Origin of the sequence: Paraburkholderia sp. GAS333 (assembly GCF_050435665.1) — a bacterium.
In the GTDB taxonomy this organism is placed as follows: domain Bacteria; phylum Pseudomonadota; class Gammaproteobacteria; order Burkholderiales; family Burkholderiaceae; genus Paraburkholderia; species Paraburkholderia fungorum_A.
Genome location: NZ_JBNDKS010000005.1, coordinates 41492 through 56878 on the forward strand (window position 1 = coordinate 41492; position 15387 = coordinate 56878).

The 15387-nt window shown below is 58.4% G+C and carries 15 protein-coding genes and 1 riboswitch; of the genes, 3 read left to right on the top strand and 12 right to left on the bottom strand.

Going from position 1 to position 15387, the window contains the following annotated elements; all coding sequences use genetic code 11:
- Positions 1–8 precede the first annotated feature (8 nt).
- Both ABH945_RS25190 and tpiA read right to left on the bottom strand, forming a co-directional pair.
- Complete coding sequence (locus tag ABH945_RS25190; RefSeq protein ID WP_429252322.1) at positions 9–551, bottom strand: sugar dehydrogenase complex small subunit; 543 nt, start codon at positions 549–551, stop codon at positions 9–11.
- A 294-nt stretch (positions 552–845) separates the two neighbouring features.
- The gene (tpiA, locus tag ABH945_RS25195; protein WP_429252323.1) at positions 846–1631 is read right to left on the bottom strand and encodes a triose-phosphate isomerase; all 786 of its coding nucleotides are present in this window, start codon (positions 1629–1631) and stop codon (positions 846–848) included.
- 102 nt (positions 1632–1733) lie between these two features.
- A riboswitch (FMN riboswitch) is annotated at positions 1734–1890 on the top strand.
- Between the two features lie 78 nt (positions 1891–1968).
- Here tpiA and ABH945_RS25200 point away from each other — a divergent pair.
- Positions 1969–2469, top strand: a complete 501-nt coding sequence (locus ABH945_RS25200; RefSeq protein WP_083380029.1) for a 6,7-dimethyl-8-ribityllumazine synthase — start codon at positions 1969–1971, stop codon at positions 2467–2469.
- Between the two features lie 109 nt (positions 2470–2578).
- Here the strand turns inward: ABH945_RS25200 and ABH945_RS25205 are convergent, their stop codons facing one another.
- From ABH945_RS25205 to ABH945_RS25245, 9 genes are all read right to left on the bottom strand, one after another.
- Complete coding sequence (locus ABH945_RS25205) at positions 2579–3385, bottom strand: SDR family oxidoreductase (RefSeq protein WP_429252324.1); 807 nt, start codon at positions 3383–3385, stop codon at positions 2579–2581.
- Between the two features lie 23 nt (positions 3386–3408).
- Positions 3409–4878, bottom strand: a complete 1470-nt coding sequence (locus ABH945_RS25210; protein WP_429252325.1) for an FGGY family carbohydrate kinase — start codon at positions 4876–4878, stop codon at positions 3409–3411.
- A 34-nt stretch (positions 4879–4912) separates the two neighbouring features.
- Positions 4913–5995: an ABC transporter permease gene (locus ABH945_RS25215; RefSeq protein ID WP_216350614.1), complete on the bottom strand. Its 1083-nt coding sequence runs from the start codon at positions 5993–5995 to the stop codon at positions 4913–4915.
- An 18-nt stretch (positions 5996–6013) separates the two neighbouring features.
- Positions 6014–7552 (bottom strand): sugar ABC transporter ATP-binding protein, encoded by a 1539-nt coding sequence (locus ABH945_RS25220; protein WP_074767931.1) that lies wholly within the window; start codon positions 7550–7552, stop codon positions 6014–6016.
- Positions 7549–8187, bottom strand: a complete 639-nt coding sequence (locus ABH945_RS25225) for a DUF2291 family protein (protein ID WP_429252326.1) — start codon at positions 8185–8187, stop codon at positions 7549–7551. Before ABH945_RS25225 ends, ABH945_RS25220 begins: the two co-directional genes overlap by 4 nt.
- Positions 8188–8267: 80 nt before the next feature.
- Positions 8268–9209, bottom strand: a complete 942-nt coding sequence (locus tag ABH945_RS25230; RefSeq protein WP_429252327.1) for a D-ribose ABC transporter substrate-binding protein — start codon at positions 9207–9209, stop codon at positions 8268–8270.
- A gap of 58 nt (positions 9210–9267) precedes the next feature.
- Positions 9268–10065, bottom strand: a complete 798-nt coding sequence (locus ABH945_RS25235) for a GolD/DthD family dehydrogenase (protein ID WP_074767925.1) — start codon at positions 10063–10065, stop codon at positions 9268–9270.
- A 31-nt stretch (positions 10066–10096) separates the two neighbouring features.
- Positions 10097–11041, bottom strand: coding sequence for a transketolase family protein (locus ABH945_RS25240; RefSeq protein ID WP_429252328.1), 945 nt, complete (start codon positions 11039–11041; stop codon positions 10097–10099).
- Positions 11034–11888, bottom strand: a complete 855-nt coding sequence (locus ABH945_RS25245) for a transketolase (protein WP_429252329.1) — start codon at positions 11886–11888, stop codon at positions 11034–11036. Before ABH945_RS25245 ends, ABH945_RS25240 begins: the two co-directional genes overlap by 8 nt.
- A 178-nt stretch (positions 11889–12066) precedes the next feature.
- Here ABH945_RS25245 and ABH945_RS25250 point away from each other — a divergent pair, with 178 nt between their 5' ends.
- Together ABH945_RS25250 and ABH945_RS25255 are read left to right on the top strand one after the other, a co-directional pair.
- Complete coding sequence (locus ABH945_RS25250; protein ID WP_074767919.1) at positions 12067–12834, top strand: DeoR/GlpR family DNA-binding transcription regulator; 768 nt, start codon at positions 12067–12069, stop codon at positions 12832–12834.
- 86 nt (positions 12835–12920) lie between these two features.
- The gene (locus ABH945_RS25255; RefSeq protein ID WP_429252330.1) at positions 12921–13817 is read left to right on the top strand and encodes a LysR family transcriptional regulator; all 897 of its coding nucleotides are present in this window, start codon (positions 12921–12923) and stop codon (positions 13815–13817) included.
- Between the two features lie 41 nt (positions 13818–13858).
- Here ABH945_RS25255 and ABH945_RS25260 read toward each other — a convergent pair whose 3' ends face one another.
- On the bottom strand, positions 13859–15250 hold the full coding sequence (locus ABH945_RS25260) for an amidohydrolase family protein (protein ID WP_429252331.1): 1392 nt from the start codon (positions 15248–15250) through the stop codon (positions 13859–13861).
- Positions 15251–15387: the final 137 nt, after the last annotated feature.

The following is a 15387-nucleotide window of genomic DNA, read 5'->3' on the forward strand; positions in this document are numbered from 1 at the left end:
ATGAAGCGTCAGGCTGCCGAGAGGGGATTACGGCCCCAGCTTCCATAGGGACCGTAGGCGTAGCTTGGCGGCTTCAACCGGTCGGATACCACGACATTCATCAAACTGGTTTCGTAGGTCACGCAACGCGCGGCCGGACCCGAGCCGACCACGCCGACATACCAGGCGGTGGCAATCTGACGAGGCAGCTTGGCGAACGGGACATTCGCGGCATCGAGAGAAGCCTGCAATTGCTTTTCCGCGGACGGATTCGCTGCGATGTACGCGGCGAGCGCGGTCAATTGCGTGGCAAACGAAGGAACCGTCGCAACCAGACCGGCATAAAGCCGGTTTGCCTGAACAGCGTCGAGCGTGGCGCGCCCCGTGATCGCACGCGACACCATCAAAAACGCTTCGGGCGCGGCAGCAGTTTCAGGAACAACTGTTTGTGCGTTGGCGAGAGGCCAGGGAATAAAAGAACTGGCGTAGCTGGCCAATATGCTGGCCAGCAGTAAGCGCCGGCCGGAATTCGGCACGGAGCGGCCCGTATCGGGCTCGTGGGGATGAGTCATTTTGTAATGTTAAGTCCAGATCTACCGAGGCTGATAAATGCTGCTTCTTTTATCAGCATGCTTACCAATTATAACTCGACAGGCGCAGGTTATGGTTTTGGGACGTAGACCCGGACCGGCCATTACCTGTTCGACGATGCCGGAAAGCGGCCTTTTTCAAGCCCTTTTCTGCTTGAACGGATTTTTCCTTGCAATGATGTTTCGCTGGTCGCCAGGTAAAAATGCTTTCAGTTTAATAATACGCGTTCAATTGGCAGACGCGCGAAACGCCCGCAGAAATAGCGCGAGCCCGTTTCAACCGATATGCAGAGAATCATCGGCATGCAGGCTGGCAGCCGCCTCGATGATCGAAATGAAGTCCGCCGATTTGAGCGACGCGCCGCCAATCAGACCACCGTCGATCCCGTCGCAATCGAGCAGCGAGCTTGCGTTATCCGGCTTGATGCTGCCGCCATAAAGAATCCGCAGCTTGTCCAGACCCGCATCGTATTCGCGCAGAACATCGCGCAGTCCGGCATGCGTGGCCTGCGCTTCGTCGACGGATGCGCTGCGGCCCGTTCCGATCGCCCATACCGGCTCGTACGCGACGACGATTTTCTTTGCGTCGTCGACGGAAATTGCTTCGAGCACGGCGGCGAGTTGTGCGCGAACCACCGCGTCGGTTGCGCCCGCTTCGCGTTCCGCCAGCGTTTCGCCAACGCACACGACCGGTACCAGTCCGGCGACCAGTGCCTGACGCGCCTTCTCGCCGACCACCAACGCCGTTTCCCCGTGATTCGCCCGCCGTTCCGAATGTCCGACGATTGCGAACGTTGCCTGAAACCCGGCGACCATCGCGGCGGAAATCTCGCCGGTGAACGCGCCTTGCACATGCGCGGAGACGTCCTGCACGCCCCACGCAACCGCACTGCCCTGCAACGCGGAACGGGCCTGCTCGACGAAAATGGCGGGCACACACACGCCGACATCGACGTTGGTGTTTTCGCGGCTCATCCGTTCGCGAATTGCGGCAAGCAACGCGGCATTGGATTCAGTCGATCCGTGCATCTTCCAGTTACCCAAAATCAGCTTGCGTTGCATGCTTTCCTCTCATTGACCCGCGTCGCGCGCGCGATAGTCAGACCGCCCGCGTTGCAGCAAAAATTAAAAATTCGTGATACCTTACGCACCGTTCTGAAAAGAACAAGTTCTCGGGGCGGGGTGAAACTCCCCACCGGCGGTAATCGTGCGAAAAGCGCGTAGCCCGCGAGCGCTCGGTCACCGTTCTTTGGTGCAGAGGTCAGCAGACCCGGTTAGATTCCGGGGCCGACGGTCATAGTCCGGATGAAAGAGAACGGGACGGCCTGCGCTCGTCGCGACAGCGATATAGCGGGAAAGGGCCGTCCTTCGCCCTGTTCACACCAACAGGCTGAAGTCCATGAATATCGCAACCTCACTCCATTCAGAAGCACACAACGGTTCGTCCAACGGTAGCCGCACACGCATCGCTTTCATTCAGGCATGCTGGCACCGCGATATCGTCGATCAATGCAAGATCTCGTTCGTCGAAGCAATGCAGGAGCGCGGCTATAGCGCCGACGATATCGACCTCTACGAAGTGGCCGGCGCATTCGAAATTCCGCTGCACGCCAAACGCCTCGCGCAAAGCGGACGTTATGCGGGCATCGTCGCCGCAGGCCTCGTCGTGGACGGTGGCATTTACCGGCACGAGTTCGTCGCTCAGGCCGTTATCAGCGGACTCATGCAGGTACAGCTCGAAACCAGCGTGCCGGTGTTTTCCGTCGTGCTGACGCCGCACCACTTCCACGGGGAAGAACACGCGAAATACTTCAAGGAGCACTTCCTGGTGAAGGGTGCCGAAGCGGCTCACGCATGCGCGGACACGGTTCGCAAATTCGCGGCGTTGCCGGTTGCGTGATACCGCGTTGAACCTGCACTGAAGTCACGTTGAAGTAATCACACACGGCGCCAGTATGCGGGTGGAAAAATGTTTTTCATCTGCATACTGGCGCCAGAATCACGTCACTTCACGACATGAACATGCCGCCGTCGACGTTGATCGTCTGGCCGGTAATGTAGGCCGCATCGTCCGACGCCAGAAAGGCGACCAGTCCCGCCACATCCTTGCCCGTCCCTGCGCGCTTCATCGGAATGTTGTTCACCCACTCGGTCATCAACTCGCCCGGCTTATAGTCGCCGAGCAGCTTGCCCCATGCTTCGTCGTTATACGACCACATGTCGGTCGTGATAATGCCGGGGCAGAATGCATTGACCGTAATGCCGGTCGGCGCGAGTTCTTTCGCGAGGCTTTGGGTAATACCCAATACGCCGAACTTGCTTGCTGCATAGTGCGGCGTGTAGACGAAACCCTGACGAGCCTGCCCTGAGGCCGTATTGATCAGACGCCCGGTTTTCCCCGCGCGCAACATACGCGTCGCCGCTTCCTGGCAGCACAGGAAAACGCCCTTCGTATTGACTGCGAGAACCTTGTCCCACTCGGCCTCGGTGAGATCGGGCAGCTTCGCAATGGTGATGACGCCGGCGTTCTGCACCGAGATATCGACTTCGCCGAGTTTGCCGGCGACTTCATCGTAGAGATCTTTTACCTGCGACTTGTCAGTGACATCCACTTCGGCTGCAATGACGTCGTAGCCGGATTCGCGCAATTGGGCCGCCGCGTCGAACACGCTCTTCTCATTCGCCGACAGGCAAACTTTCGCGCCTTCCTGTGCGAAACGTTCTCCAATACTTAATCCAATCCCCCGGCTGCCGCCCGTCACAACCACGACTTTATTGTCGAAGCGCTTTGCTGCGGGTTTTACTTCGCTAACCATTCCCTTCTCCCAGATGAATTGAATTAGAGCCGTTCGATCCAGCGCAGCCATTGCGCGTGATTCTCCGCTGCAGCAGACACACCGCTGCCAGGTTCGACGCGGCGCAGAACGGGCCGCTCCGTATGGACCGCGTCGAGCGAATCGACCAGTCCAAGTTCCAGCGACGCCAATGCCGCCGCGCCCGCCGCCGATATCTCGCTGAGCGCCAGCGTACTGACCGGGCGATTCAACGTATCGGCCAGGTACTGAAGCAGGAAGGGCCGCTGCACGAGTCCACCGTCGAGGAACAGTTCGAGTAGCGGAACCTGAGCTGCCTGCTCCATCACCGTAATCACGTCCTTGATCTGATAAACGATCGACTCGTACGCCGCGCGTGCAACGTGTTGCCATGAATTCGAAAAATTCAGTCCGACGATTTGCGCGCCGCCCGGGTACTTCCAGTGCGGACAGCCAATGCCCGAGAAAGCGGGAATCAGAAAAACGCCGCCGTTGTCGTAGTCCGTAAAAGCCTGTTCGGCGACGGCAAAGTCGTCGAAGAGTCCGAGCTTTTCCTTGAGAAACGCGGGCGTTGAACCGGCGCTGATGATGATCCCTTCCAGCGCATAATCCACGCGCTTTTCAGTCGCGAAACACAGCGTGGAAACGAGTCCATGGGCGGGTGCCTGGGGCTTCGCGCCGACGTTCATCATTAACGATGAACCGGTGCCCATCGTCGCTTTGGCGAGACCTGGCTTCAAACATCCTTCGCCGACGGCGGCGGCATGCGAGTCGCCGATCATCGACACGATCGGGATCGGACGGGCGAGCAATCCGTCGAAATCCGTCGTGCCGAAGTTCGACGCCGAGGGCCGTAGTTCAGGAAGACGCAACCCGTCGAGTCCGAATGCGGTCAGCAGCTCGCGATCCCAGTCGAGCGTGTTCAGATTGAACAGCATCGTGCGTGACGCGTTGGTGTAGTCGGTGCGATAAACGCCGCCATTCGTGAGGCGATAAAGCAGCCAACTGTCCACGGTGCCAAAATACGCCGTCCCTGCAGCGATGTGTGAACGCACGCGCTCGTCGTTCTCGTTGAGCCAGATCAGCTTGGTGCCCGAAAAATACGGGTCGATCAGCAAGCCCGTCTTCTCGGCAATAGTCGGCCCCATGCCCTCCTGCTTCAGTCGCTCGCATACGCCGAGCGACCTTTGACACTGCCACGACACAGCCTGACCGATCGGGTCGCCTTGCGCATCCCACAGGACGACCGTTTCACGCTGATTCGAAATACCGACGCCGAGAATGTCTTTCTGATCGCCCTCAAAGCGCTCCAGACATTCGGCGACCGCCTTTAACACCGACTGATAAATCGCATTCGCGTCCTGTTCGACAAAGCCAGTACGTGGATGCGTACACGGAACCGCAGTGAATCCTCGTGAATGGACGCGGCCGCTCGCGTCGAAGACAAGCGCTTTCGTGCCGCTGGTCCCCTGATCGATCGCCAGAACGTATTGCATGGAAATCCCGTTTGAGTATGAGCGAATCGTGAAGTTATGCAGTCAGCGAGACCATTCTGGATTGCAGACGCTGTTGCAACTGATCGATCACCACCGCGAAGATAATCACGAGCCCTTTGATGACCATCTGCCAGAAGTCGCTGATCCCGCACATCACCATGCCGTCACCGAGAATGCTGATCACGCATGCACCCACTACCGATCCGAACACTGTGCCGCGTCCGCCCATCAGCGCCGTGCCCCCAAGCACGACCGCGGCAATCGCATTGAGTTCGAACGTTTGCCCGGTCAACGGGTGGGCCGTCTGCAATTGCGCGGTAATCACGAGGCCGACGATGGCCGCACAAAATCCCGAGAACATATAAACGAAAAGCTTTACCCGATTGGTGCGAATACCCGAGAAGCGCGCGGCCTGTTCATTGCCGCCAATTGCGTAAATACGACGGCCCAGCGGCGTCTTTTTAGCCACGAAGATCGTCACTGCCGCCAGCACGATCATGATCCACACCGGCATGGAAAGACCGAGTATCGTGCCGTTGCCGATGAACTCGAAACCGGTATTGCCGAGTGCCGGATTACCCGCCAGGTCGGCATACGTGCTGCCGTTATTGACGAGCAGCGCTGCGCCGCGAATCACGTACAACATGCCCAGCGTCGCGATAAACGGAGCGACGTTCAGCGCGGTAATCAGATAGCCATTGACCGCGCCGATCAGCGCACCGAGCACGCACGCCAGCAGCGCCACGCCCCATGGATTGAAAAACACGACGTGGTGGCCGATCTTCACGCCTTCCAGCAACAGGTAGCCGGCCGCCATGCCGCTTATTCCGACAATCGATCCGACCGACAGATCGATGCCGCCCGTCAGGATCACCAGCGTCATACCGATCGAAAGAATCGCCACCACCGTCACGTGCTTTGCCATGATCAGCATGTTGCTGGTGGACAGGAAGTTATCGGTGGCGAACGAGAAGACGATGATGATCGCAAAGAGCGCGATAAAGATCCGCAATTTCAGCACGCCCACTGCGACACGCGACGCGACATAAGCGGCGTGCCGGTTGTGTTTCGCGTGCACCGGATGAATCGTACTGTCGGGAGTGTTCATGTTCATCATGTAGACCTCGAATACGCTTCAGACTACGGCCGTGGCGGGCGTAGACGCGCGCACGATCCGTTCGCTATCAAACTGGGCGCGGTCCATGATGGCGGTCAGCTTGCCGCTGGCCATCACGAAGACACGATTGGAAACCGCCATTGCTTCATCGAGTTCGGATGTCGCGTAGATCACCGCAATGCCCGATTGCGCGAGCAGGCTGATGGTCTTGTACACGTCCTCCTTCGCGCCGACGTCGATGCCTCGCGTCGGCTCGTCCATCAGCAGAACTTTCGGCGACGTCAGCAATGCTTTGCCGATCACCACCTTCTGCATGTTGCCGCCGGACAGCGAGGTAATAGGTGCATCGACAGATGAAGCCTTGATGGCGAGACGCTTGACGATATCGTCGGCGGCGGCCACCTGTTTGTCTCTGCCGAGCGCGCCGAATGCGAAGCGGCGCGTAAATTTGCCGAGGCTCGACAAGGTCATGTTCTCGAGAATCGACATCAGTTGAATCATGCCCTGCTTCTGCCGGTCTTCGGGAACCAGTGCAATACCTGCGTCGATGCGCTTCGGTATCGAAAAATTCTCGACCGACTTACCCGCCAGTTCGATCTCGCCGATGGCGAGCGGTTGCGCACCGAGCAGCGACTCAAGCAACTCTGTACGCCCCGCTCCCATCAACCCATAAATGCCGACGACCTCACCCGCGCGCACCGAGAACGACACGTGATCCACCGCGTAAATGCCGTTCGAGCGCTTCAGCGCGAGGTCTTTCACCCTCAGCACTTCTTCGCCAATGCCGTGCTGTTCGAACGCAAAGCGTTTCTTCGACGAACCCACCATCGCTTCGATAATCCACGGAATGTCGATATTGGCGATTTCGTCTTCGGCAACCAGGCGGCCGTTGCGCAGCACCGTGATGCAATCGCCGATCGCCATGATCTCTTCGAGACGATGCGAGATGTAGATCACCGTCACGCCCTCTTCTTTCAACTGACGGATGATCTTGAAGAGAATCTCGACTTCCGTTTTCGACAGCGCGGAAGTCGGCTCGTCCATGATCAGCACCTTGATGTGCTTGGAGAGCGCTTTTGCAATTTCAACGAGTTGCTGTTGACCCACGTACAGATCACCGAGACGCGTGCGTGGATCAATTGGAATCTGCAGGCGTTGAAGCAGTATTTTTGCCGAGTGATTTTCGACCTTGTTACGGATCACGCCCGCGCTGGTCGGCTCGTTTCCCGCGAAAATGTTCTCGGCAACCGTCATCTCTGGAAAGAGATTCAGCTCCTGAAAGATGATGCCTACGCCATGCTGTTCGGCGCTGCGAACGTCGGTGATATGAACGAGCTTATCGTCGATCCATATCTCTCCCGAACTCGCCACTTCGGCACCCGCGAGCAGTTTCATCAGCGTGGACTTGCCTGCACCGTTTTCGCCGATCAGCACGTTGACCTTGCCGCGCCGCACCTTGTAGTCCACGTCGACCAGCGCAGCGGTGCCGGGATAAATCTTCGACAGCCCGCGCGTCTCGATCACGTTGACGGGGTTCATGGTTCGCGGTGTATTCATTTCCAGGCCACCGGAATTGCGCGGATCTCGCCGGTCGGCTCGCTCCAGCTGCTGTAAACAGCCGCGACGTCGACGCTCTCACCCACTTTCAGTTGCAACGATTGATGTACGCGCGCCACGACGAGTTTGTTGATCTCCTGGCCGAACGCGGCGAATTTCGTCTGATCGTCGAAATCGCTGTATTTGATGCCGGGAAAGCCGTCGCGTACTCCTGTGCCGATCACCACTGGCCCGGTTTGCAGAACCACGCTCACTGGCGCGCCGCCGGAAACCGGAGTCAGATCGACATAGGCTTTGCCCACACGCGACGAATCGTCGATACGTGTGACCTTTCCCTGCACGCGAAGCCAGAAGTTGCACGGAAACGCGCTGCTTTGCCGGAAGCCGTACTGCTTGCACGCGTCGTCAAAATTCGCACCCAAGGCGCTGATGACCTGCGCGGCCGGCTTCGCGTTCTTGTCCGCGTACGGAACGAGTTGATCGTTGAAGACTTTCGCCGGATCGGGCCCATGACGTTGCCCCTGACTGCGGATATCCGCCAGCTCCTTGTCGGTCACGACGTGGCACGCGCCCAGAGACATGACAACGCCCATGATCGCAAGCACGGATCGCACGGTGGAGATGGGATGAACCATGGCTACCTCACTTCAGACAGAACTTCAAACGGGTGCGTGTTCGAGCACCCGCTCATGCACCCGCTCACGCACACCGCGTTTTACTTGGTGTAGTAGAAGTCGTTCACTTTGGAAGCATTGTCCTTGGTGATCAGAATGCCGCGGAACAACTGGCGTTCCGGCTCACCTGTCTTGCCGGTCTTGATGTACTTGTCGAGCAGATCGACACCGTGAATCGCAATGCCCTGCGCCTGCAACATCACCGTTGCCTTCAGCTTGCCGGCGAGTACCGAGTCGCGTTCGTCGTTGCTGCCGTCGATGCCCATCACCACCACGTCCTTGCGCCCCGCCGAATCAAGCGACGCAATCGCGCCCAGCGCGACCGGTCCATTACCGGAAATCACGCCCTTGATATGCGGGTGTTCCTGCAGAATCGAATCCATCGCCTGCTTGCCGGGTAATAGTGCGCCCTTCGCATCCTGGCGGGCAACCATCTTCAGATCGGGGTATTGGTCCAGCACCTGGTGGAATGCCTGCGAGCGCGTCACACAGTTCTTGTCCGCCAGATTGCAGGTCAATTCGACATACTCGCCTTTTTCGCCGATCGTTTCGACAAAGCGTTGCGCGACCTCAGTACCGGCCTGCAAGTTGTTGTGACTCAACTGTGCGATTGCAATGCCGTCTTTCGGAATCTCGCGATTGATCAGCACCACCGGTACTTTTTTCTCCTGCGCGGTACGTACGGTTGCAACACTGCTGTTCGAATCGGCGTTGTCGAGCACGATGCCTTTCACACCCTTGCCGATTACGAGGTTGACCAGTTCGTTCTGTTTGTTGACGTCCTCGCCGTGCGACAGCACGATCGTGTCATAGCCGAGTTTCTTCGCCTCCTGCTCCGCGCCTTTGGCCTCGGCCGCGTAGTACGGATTGTCGAGTGCGTTGACGAGAATCGCGATCGTGCCTTTGCTCGCGGCCTGAGCCGGTTCGAGCATGCTGACGATCGAAGCCGTTACGGCGGCTGCCACTGCAAGTTTCTTCCACATTGTCCTGTCTCCTGATTGAATTTCTTTTACGGGTGGTACCGCCGGATCTGTCAGTGGGTCAGCAGATCGTATAACCGCCGTCGATCATGATGTCGGCGCCGGTAATCATGTCGGCGCCGTTCGACAGCAAAAAGAGAATTGCCGCTGCAATTTCGTCGGTGTACGCAAAGCGGCCTACAGGTATCAGCTTTTTCATCGCTTCACCCTTTTCGCCTTCCCATGCGGTCGCACCCATCGGCGTCAGCACGACCGTCGGCGAGACCGTATTGACGGTGATGCCGCGCGCCGCCCATTCCTTCGCGAGCACTTTCGTCATGCCGATCAAACCGGCTTTGGCCGACGTGTACGCGCAGTGTTGATCGATGGCGACCGTCGCGGCCTGTGAGGCGATATTGACGATCTTGCCGCCGTGTCCGCTCGCCAGAACGTGACGCGCGAAATGTTTGGAGCACAGAAACGGACCGGTGAGATTCACGCCGATCTGCCGCTGCCATTCGTCGAATCCGATGTTCTCCGCAGGCGTCAGCGTGATGCAGCCGGCGGCATTCACGAGCAGATGCAGGTCGCCGAAATGTTCGTGGGCGGCTTTGATCGCGGCTTCGACTTCGGCTTCGTTAGCGACATCGCACGCGAAAGCGGCGGCATTGGAGGAACCCAGTTCTTCGATCGCGGCAGGAACACGCGCCTCTTCAAAACGGGGATAAAGAATGGCGACACGCGCACCCTTCTTAATCAGCGCCGCGTTGGTCGCCATGGCAATGCCGCCGAGCCCGCCGGTGACGACCGCGACCTTGCCGTCGAGGCGAAAGTCGAAATCGACACCGTGGCGCAGCGACACGTCGTACTGAATTCCCATCTTCTGTCTCCTTGATCTTGTGCTTAATGTTTCACTTCGAGCAGTAAGCGCGCACGCTGTCGGCAATCCCTGCTGCGTCGATTCCGTAATGGCGGCGAATGCCTTTGCGCGTACCGTAATGGGCGAATTCGCCTTCGGTAATACCGAGCATCGTCAGCGGCCGCGCGATCTGACGCTTCGCCATCAGCACCGCGACCGTCGCGCCAATGCCGCCGTGCAGCGAGTGTTCTTCGACGGTGACGATGGCATCGTGCCGATCGATGATCGCGGCCAGCGCGTCCTGATCCAGCGGCCGCAGCGACGACAGATTGACGAGCGTCGCATTGATGCCATCCTGCTTCTGTATGGATTCACACGCTTCCAGCGCTTCGCCGACTACCGAACCCAACGCGATCACCGCAACCCGATTGCCTTCGATCAGCACATCGGGACGGCCCGGTTTAAAGCGGTATTGCGCGTCGTGAACAATCGGAAACTTTGCGTTGTCGAGACGGATATAAACCGGGCCGTCGATCGACGCCGCGTAGTCGATCATCTGCGACGTTTCCACTTCGTCGCATGGCGCGAAAATCTGCACGTTGCCGAAGCCGCTCATCACCGAGATATCGTCGATTGCATGATGCGTCGACGCGAGCGGACCATACGCGACACCGGCATTGAGGCCGAGCATCTTCACGTTCGTTGCGCTGTAGCAGATATCGTTCTTGACCTGCTCGTTCGCGCGGCCGATCAGAAAAGGCGCAGCGTTAGCCGTGAAAACGACATGCCCGCCAAGTGCGAGTCCGGCAGCCATGCCGACCATGTTCTGTTCGGCAATGCCCACGTTGATCACGCGCTCCGGATACTTGTCCAGGAACGAGCCGATTTTCGACGTGGAGGTCGAGTCGGCCACCATCACGATGATGTCCTGACCGGCAGCCGTGAGTCGGCCGAGCGCATTCACTGCTCCGTCTCGCAAGTCACCGTACTCACGCATGATCCAGCTCCTTCAACGCCTGTTTGAGTTGATCCTCATCGGGGAATTTGTGGTGCCATGCCGGCACGTTCTCCATGAACGACACGCCGCGGCCTTTGATCGTGTGAGCAATCAGCACTTTCGGTTTTCCGTTTGAGCTATCCAGACTTTCTATTAGTTTCCAAACAGCGTCCGGCTGGTTTCCATTGACGTCGTGCACCTCGAAACCGAAAGCCCGGAATTTTTCGTCGAGCGGATCGAGGTCCATGATGTTGTGCGTGAAATCGGCGAGTTGCAGTCGGTTGCGGTCGACGATCACCACCAGGTTCGACAGTTCGAAATGCGCGGCCGCCATCGCGGCTTCCCAGTTGGACCCCTCTTCGAGTTCACCGTCGCCGGTCAGCACGAACACGCGGCCGACGGCGCCCTGCGTGGCGGCGGCGTGGCGCTGTTTGGCCATCGCGAGACCGGCGGCGATGGGCAGCCCATGACCGAGACCGCCCGTGTTGACGGTCACCCAGGTAGGCAATTTCTGCTTGACGGGGTGGCCGGGGAGCCGCGAATCGTCCTTCAGGTAGGTCAGCAGTTCTTCGTCCGCGAGCCAGCCCAGTTCGGCGAAGCACGCATACAGACCGCCCACGCCATGACCTTTACTCAGAATGAATTCGTCGTGCCAGCGGACCGTGCGGTCAGCCTGGGTCTCATAGCGGAGAACGTGGAAATACAGCGCCGCGAGAATGTCCGCTTCCGACATGTCGCCGCCCGTATGGCCGCTTTTTGCCGCGGAATTCATCACGCATATCTTCTTACGGATTTCCTGCGCCCGCCGGTGCAAAGGGACGCCGGTCTGCTTGAAGGGGTTTTCCATTCCCTGCTCCTGTACTTCCTGTTTTCTTGGTTTTAAGTTTCTGTTACTTTCTTTCGAAAGTCAAAAGGAAAACGACGGAAAGAGGGAAAACACCTAACGACAGCTTCCGGCTGGTGGAATCAGGCACAATACGTCCTGTAGTAGCGACGCCGGCCGGCAGTTCGCAAGGAAAGCGAAAATGGATCAACGGACCAGAACAGAAAAAATCTTCGAACGGGTGCAATCGCTGAAACTGGTAAAGCTTTCGGAGCTTTCCAGCGAATTCGGCGTCTCCATGCCGACCATCCGCAAGGACATCGACGAGTTGCAAAAAGAAGGACGCGTGGAGCGCGTGCACGGTAACGTGCGTTTGAAAACCACCCAGTCCGATTCCACCCGCCGCACGTTCGGCTCGAACGTTCTGCCAACGAGTCCGGAAAAGGCGCTGATCGGTCGCAAGGCTGCGAGCCTGATCGAGAACGGCGATTCGGTCATTCTCGATTGCGGTGCGACCACCACCGAACTCGCGAAGAACCTGCTCGACCGGCAGAACCTGCGCATCGTGACCAACGCGCTCAATATCGCCATCCTGCTCGGCGCCGAACCGACCAATCGCGTGATGTTGACGGGCGGTATCTTCAAAGCCGAGACGATTGCCGTTTCGGGCGAAAAGGCATCGACCTTTTTTGAAGGCATGTTCGTCGACAAACTCTTTCTCGCGGCGGGCGGCGTGTCGATGGAGTCGGGCATTTCATACCCTGATTTCATCGATATTCACGTGAAGCGCGCGATGATCGACGCGGCCAAAACTGTGTACCTGCTTGCCGATTCGCAAAAATTCGGCAAGCGCGAGTTTGCGACGTTCGGTGCGATGGACCGCGTCGACTACCTCGTCACCGACGAAGGGCTCAGCGACGAATTCGCCAACTGGATCACCGGGAACGGCACGAACATTATTTACGCGTGAATTATTTGCGTATCAGCACGTGCGCGTGATCTGCCTGATTTCTGGAGACGTAAAATCAGAAACTCTCCAGAATCAGGACGTTTTAAATGTCTTCACGTTTTTCTCTCGAGCAACTGGAGGCATTCGTCTGTGCCGCGCATGAACGCTCGTTTTCGGGCGCGGCGCGAAAGCTCGGCAAGGCGCAATCGGCAATCAGCACCGCTGTCATCAATCTCGAGATCGATCTCGGTGTAACGCTGTTCGATCGCAGCGGCCGCTACCCCACACTCACCGAAGAAGGCCGCGCGATGTTGCGCGAAGCCGAAGCCGTGGTCGCGCACTGCGGGGCGTTGCAGGACCGTGCGAATCAGCTCGGCGCGCGAGTGGAAACGAAGCTCGCTTTGGCATTCGACGATGCCATTCCCTATGCAGCCGTGTCGCCCGCATTGCGCAGGTTCGAAGCGGTATTTCCCGATGTCGAACTCGATATGCGCCAGCCGTCGCACGAAGATATTCTTCAACTGACGGTGGCCGGCGACGTCAATCTCGGACTCATGTTCGCTCAGGCCGAATACCCGAAGCAGATCGCTTTCTGCCGGCTCGGCAAGCTTATTTTCAACAACGCGGTTCGACACGATCACGTATTGGCGACGATGCCGGAGGTGTCGTTTGCGGCATTGAACGATCATCGGCAGATTGTCGTGACGCCGCACGGCCGAAAGCTGCCAACCGGCGAGTACCTGAAGTCACCTCGCACGTGGAACGTCGGGAGCTATACGGCACTTCTCGACATGATCAGGGACGGTTTGGGATGGGCATCCGTTCCAAAGCGGATGATCCGCAGCGAGCTTGAATCCGGCGAACTGGTGGAACTCAAACTCGCTGCTTATCCATTCACAGAATGGGCGGTGGGAATCGATCTGATCTGGTCGACACAACAGCAGTCGGGACAAGCGGCGATGTGCCTGCGCTCTGAATTGAGCCGCAATGAAATCGGCGATTAGGCGGGTTCATTTGCGCGCCTCGCGCTCGTGGCAATCAATACTTAACGATGCGCATCGAGCAGCGAGTTCTCCGCGCCACGTTTGGTAATCGCACCATTGCTGTCGAGCCAGCGAGCGCGACGCTCGAACAATCCGGGAACCAGCGTATTCACGCGCGCAATCAACTCCCGCATATCGCCGTTGACCAGTCGCCCGTTTTCCACCACCGTGCGGCCATTCACGATCGTCATGTCTACATCGCCACCCTGCACCGCGTGAACCAGATTGTGATGCAGGTTCATATACCGCCCCGTCAATAGCGGCGTCATGCGCGGCGTGTCGGTGCGCACAGCGATCATGTCCGCGCATTTGCCGACTTCGAGCGTGCCCACGTCGTTCGACAGACCTATGGCGCGTGCGCCCGTCGCGGTCGCCATCCGGCAGACGGACCAGGCATCGAGTGCTGCTGCGTCGAGACTCGTCGCCTTCGCGAGCAACGACGCGACCTTCATTTCCTCGAACATATCGAGGTTGTTGTTCTCTTTCTCTCCGTCCGTCCCCAGGCCGACGCAAATACCTGCTGCCAATAATTTCTCGACCGGCGCCGCGCCGCTCGCAAGCTTCATATTGCTGACCGGATTGTGCGCAACGCCGACATTGCGGTCCGCGAGAATTGTGATTTCTTCGTCGGAGAGCCAGACGCAATGCGCGAGCATGACTTTGTGCGCGTCCAGCAAACCGAATTTTTCCAGCGCCTGAATGGGCCGCACACCATAGCGCTTTTGCGTTGCATCGACATCGAAGCGGCTTTCGTTACTGTGCGTATGCAAACCGACGCCATGCGTGCGACTCATTGCAACCGCGCGTTGCCACGCTTGCGGCACGGCATAGAACATATGTTCGAGGCCGACCCATACGCTAATGCGTCCATCGGCACGACCATGCCAGCGCTCGATCAGCTTCTCGTTGATATCGAGCGTTTCGAAGTAATCGTGCTCGGGATGCTCGGCAACATAAGGAGCGAGGACCGCGCGAATACCCAATCCGGTTGCCGCGCGAGCGCTGCCGTCCATGAATCGCCACATATCCACGATCGTCGTCGTGCCGGACAACAGCGCTTCGGCGTAGCACAACCAGGAGGCCGCTTCCGCTTCTTCTGCGTTGAGCACGCGGTGCATCGGATCGATGAATTGCTGCAACCAGTCCCACACCGGCAGTCCTTCAGCGGTGCCGCGCAGCAATCCCGAATGGCAATGGGTATTGATCAGACCGGGCATCAACAGACGGTCTTTCAGATGGCGCACCGGCAGTGCCGGATAGCGCGAGATCAGTTCGCGCGCATCGCCGATTGCGGCGATCCGCCCGCTCGCGTCGATTACCACCGCGCCGTCGACGATCACGGCATTGTCGTCGGTCATGGGCAAAACATGGTCGGCACGAATCAGGCTGTTCACGTAGGGGATCCTTGAGTGGTTCGGTTGAAGGCGGCCCACGGATCTTCTGCGAATTAACGACACGATTCCATTTGGGACCTATCTGACATTTGGATGGATTCAGAAGCCGCTCAATTGCAGCCGCATCTTCGAGATAC

Bases quoted from the DNA above. Each gene is read 5' to 3' on its own strand.
- ABH945_RS25210 (WP_429252325.1), bottom strand. From the start codon at position 4,878: ATGCAATACGTTCTGGCGATCGATCAGGGGACCAGCGGCACGAAAGCG.
- ABH945_RS25200 (WP_083380029.1), top strand. From the start codon at position 1,969: ATGAATATCGCAACCTCACTCCATTCAGAAGCACACAACGGTTCGTCC.
- ABH945_RS25215 (WP_216350614.1), bottom strand. From the start codon at position 5,995: ATGATGAACATGAACACTCCCGACAGTACGATTCATCCGGTGCACGCG.
- ABH945_RS25230 (WP_429252327.1), bottom strand. From the start codon at position 9,209: ATGTGGAAGAAACTTGCAGTGGCAGCCGCCGTAACGGCTTCGATCGTC.
- ABH945_RS25250 (WP_074767919.1), top strand. From the start codon at position 12,067: ATGGATCAACGGACCAGAACAGAAAAAATCTTCGAACGGGTGCAATCG.
- ABH945_RS25220 (WP_074767931.1), bottom strand. From the start codon at position 7,552: ATGAATACACCGCGAACCATGAACCCCGTCAACGTGATCGAGACGCGC.
- ABH945_RS25245 (WP_429252329.1), bottom strand. From the start codon at position 11,888: ATGGAAAACCCCTTCAAGCAGACCGGCGTCCCTTTGCACCGGCGGGCG.
- ABH945_RS25225 (WP_429252326.1), bottom strand. From the start codon at position 8,187: ATGGTTCATCCCATCTCCACCGTGCGATCCGTGCTTGCGATCATGGGC.
- ABH945_RS25190 (WP_429252322.1), bottom strand. From the start codon at position 551: ATGACTCATCCCCACGAGCCCGATACGGGCCGCTCCGTGCCGAATTCC.
- ABH945_RS25240 (WP_429252328.1), bottom strand. From the start codon at position 11,041: ATGCGTGAGTACGGTGACTTGCGAGACGGAGCAGTGAATGCGCTCGGC.
- ABH945_RS25235 (WP_074767925.1), bottom strand. From the start codon at position 10,065: ATGGGAATTCAGTACGACGTGTCGCTGCGCCACGGTGTCGATTTCGAC.
- ABH945_RS25255 (WP_429252330.1), top strand. From the start codon at position 12,921: ATGTCTTCACGTTTTTCTCTCGAGCAACTGGAGGCATTCGTCTGTGCC.
- tpiA (WP_429252323.1), bottom strand. From the start codon at position 1,631: ATGCAACGCAAGCTGATTTTGGGTAACTGGAAGATGCACGGATCGACT.
- ABH945_RS25205 (WP_429252324.1), bottom strand. From the start codon at position 3,385: ATGGTTAGCGAAGTAAAACCCGCAGCAAAGCGCTTCGACAATAAAGTC.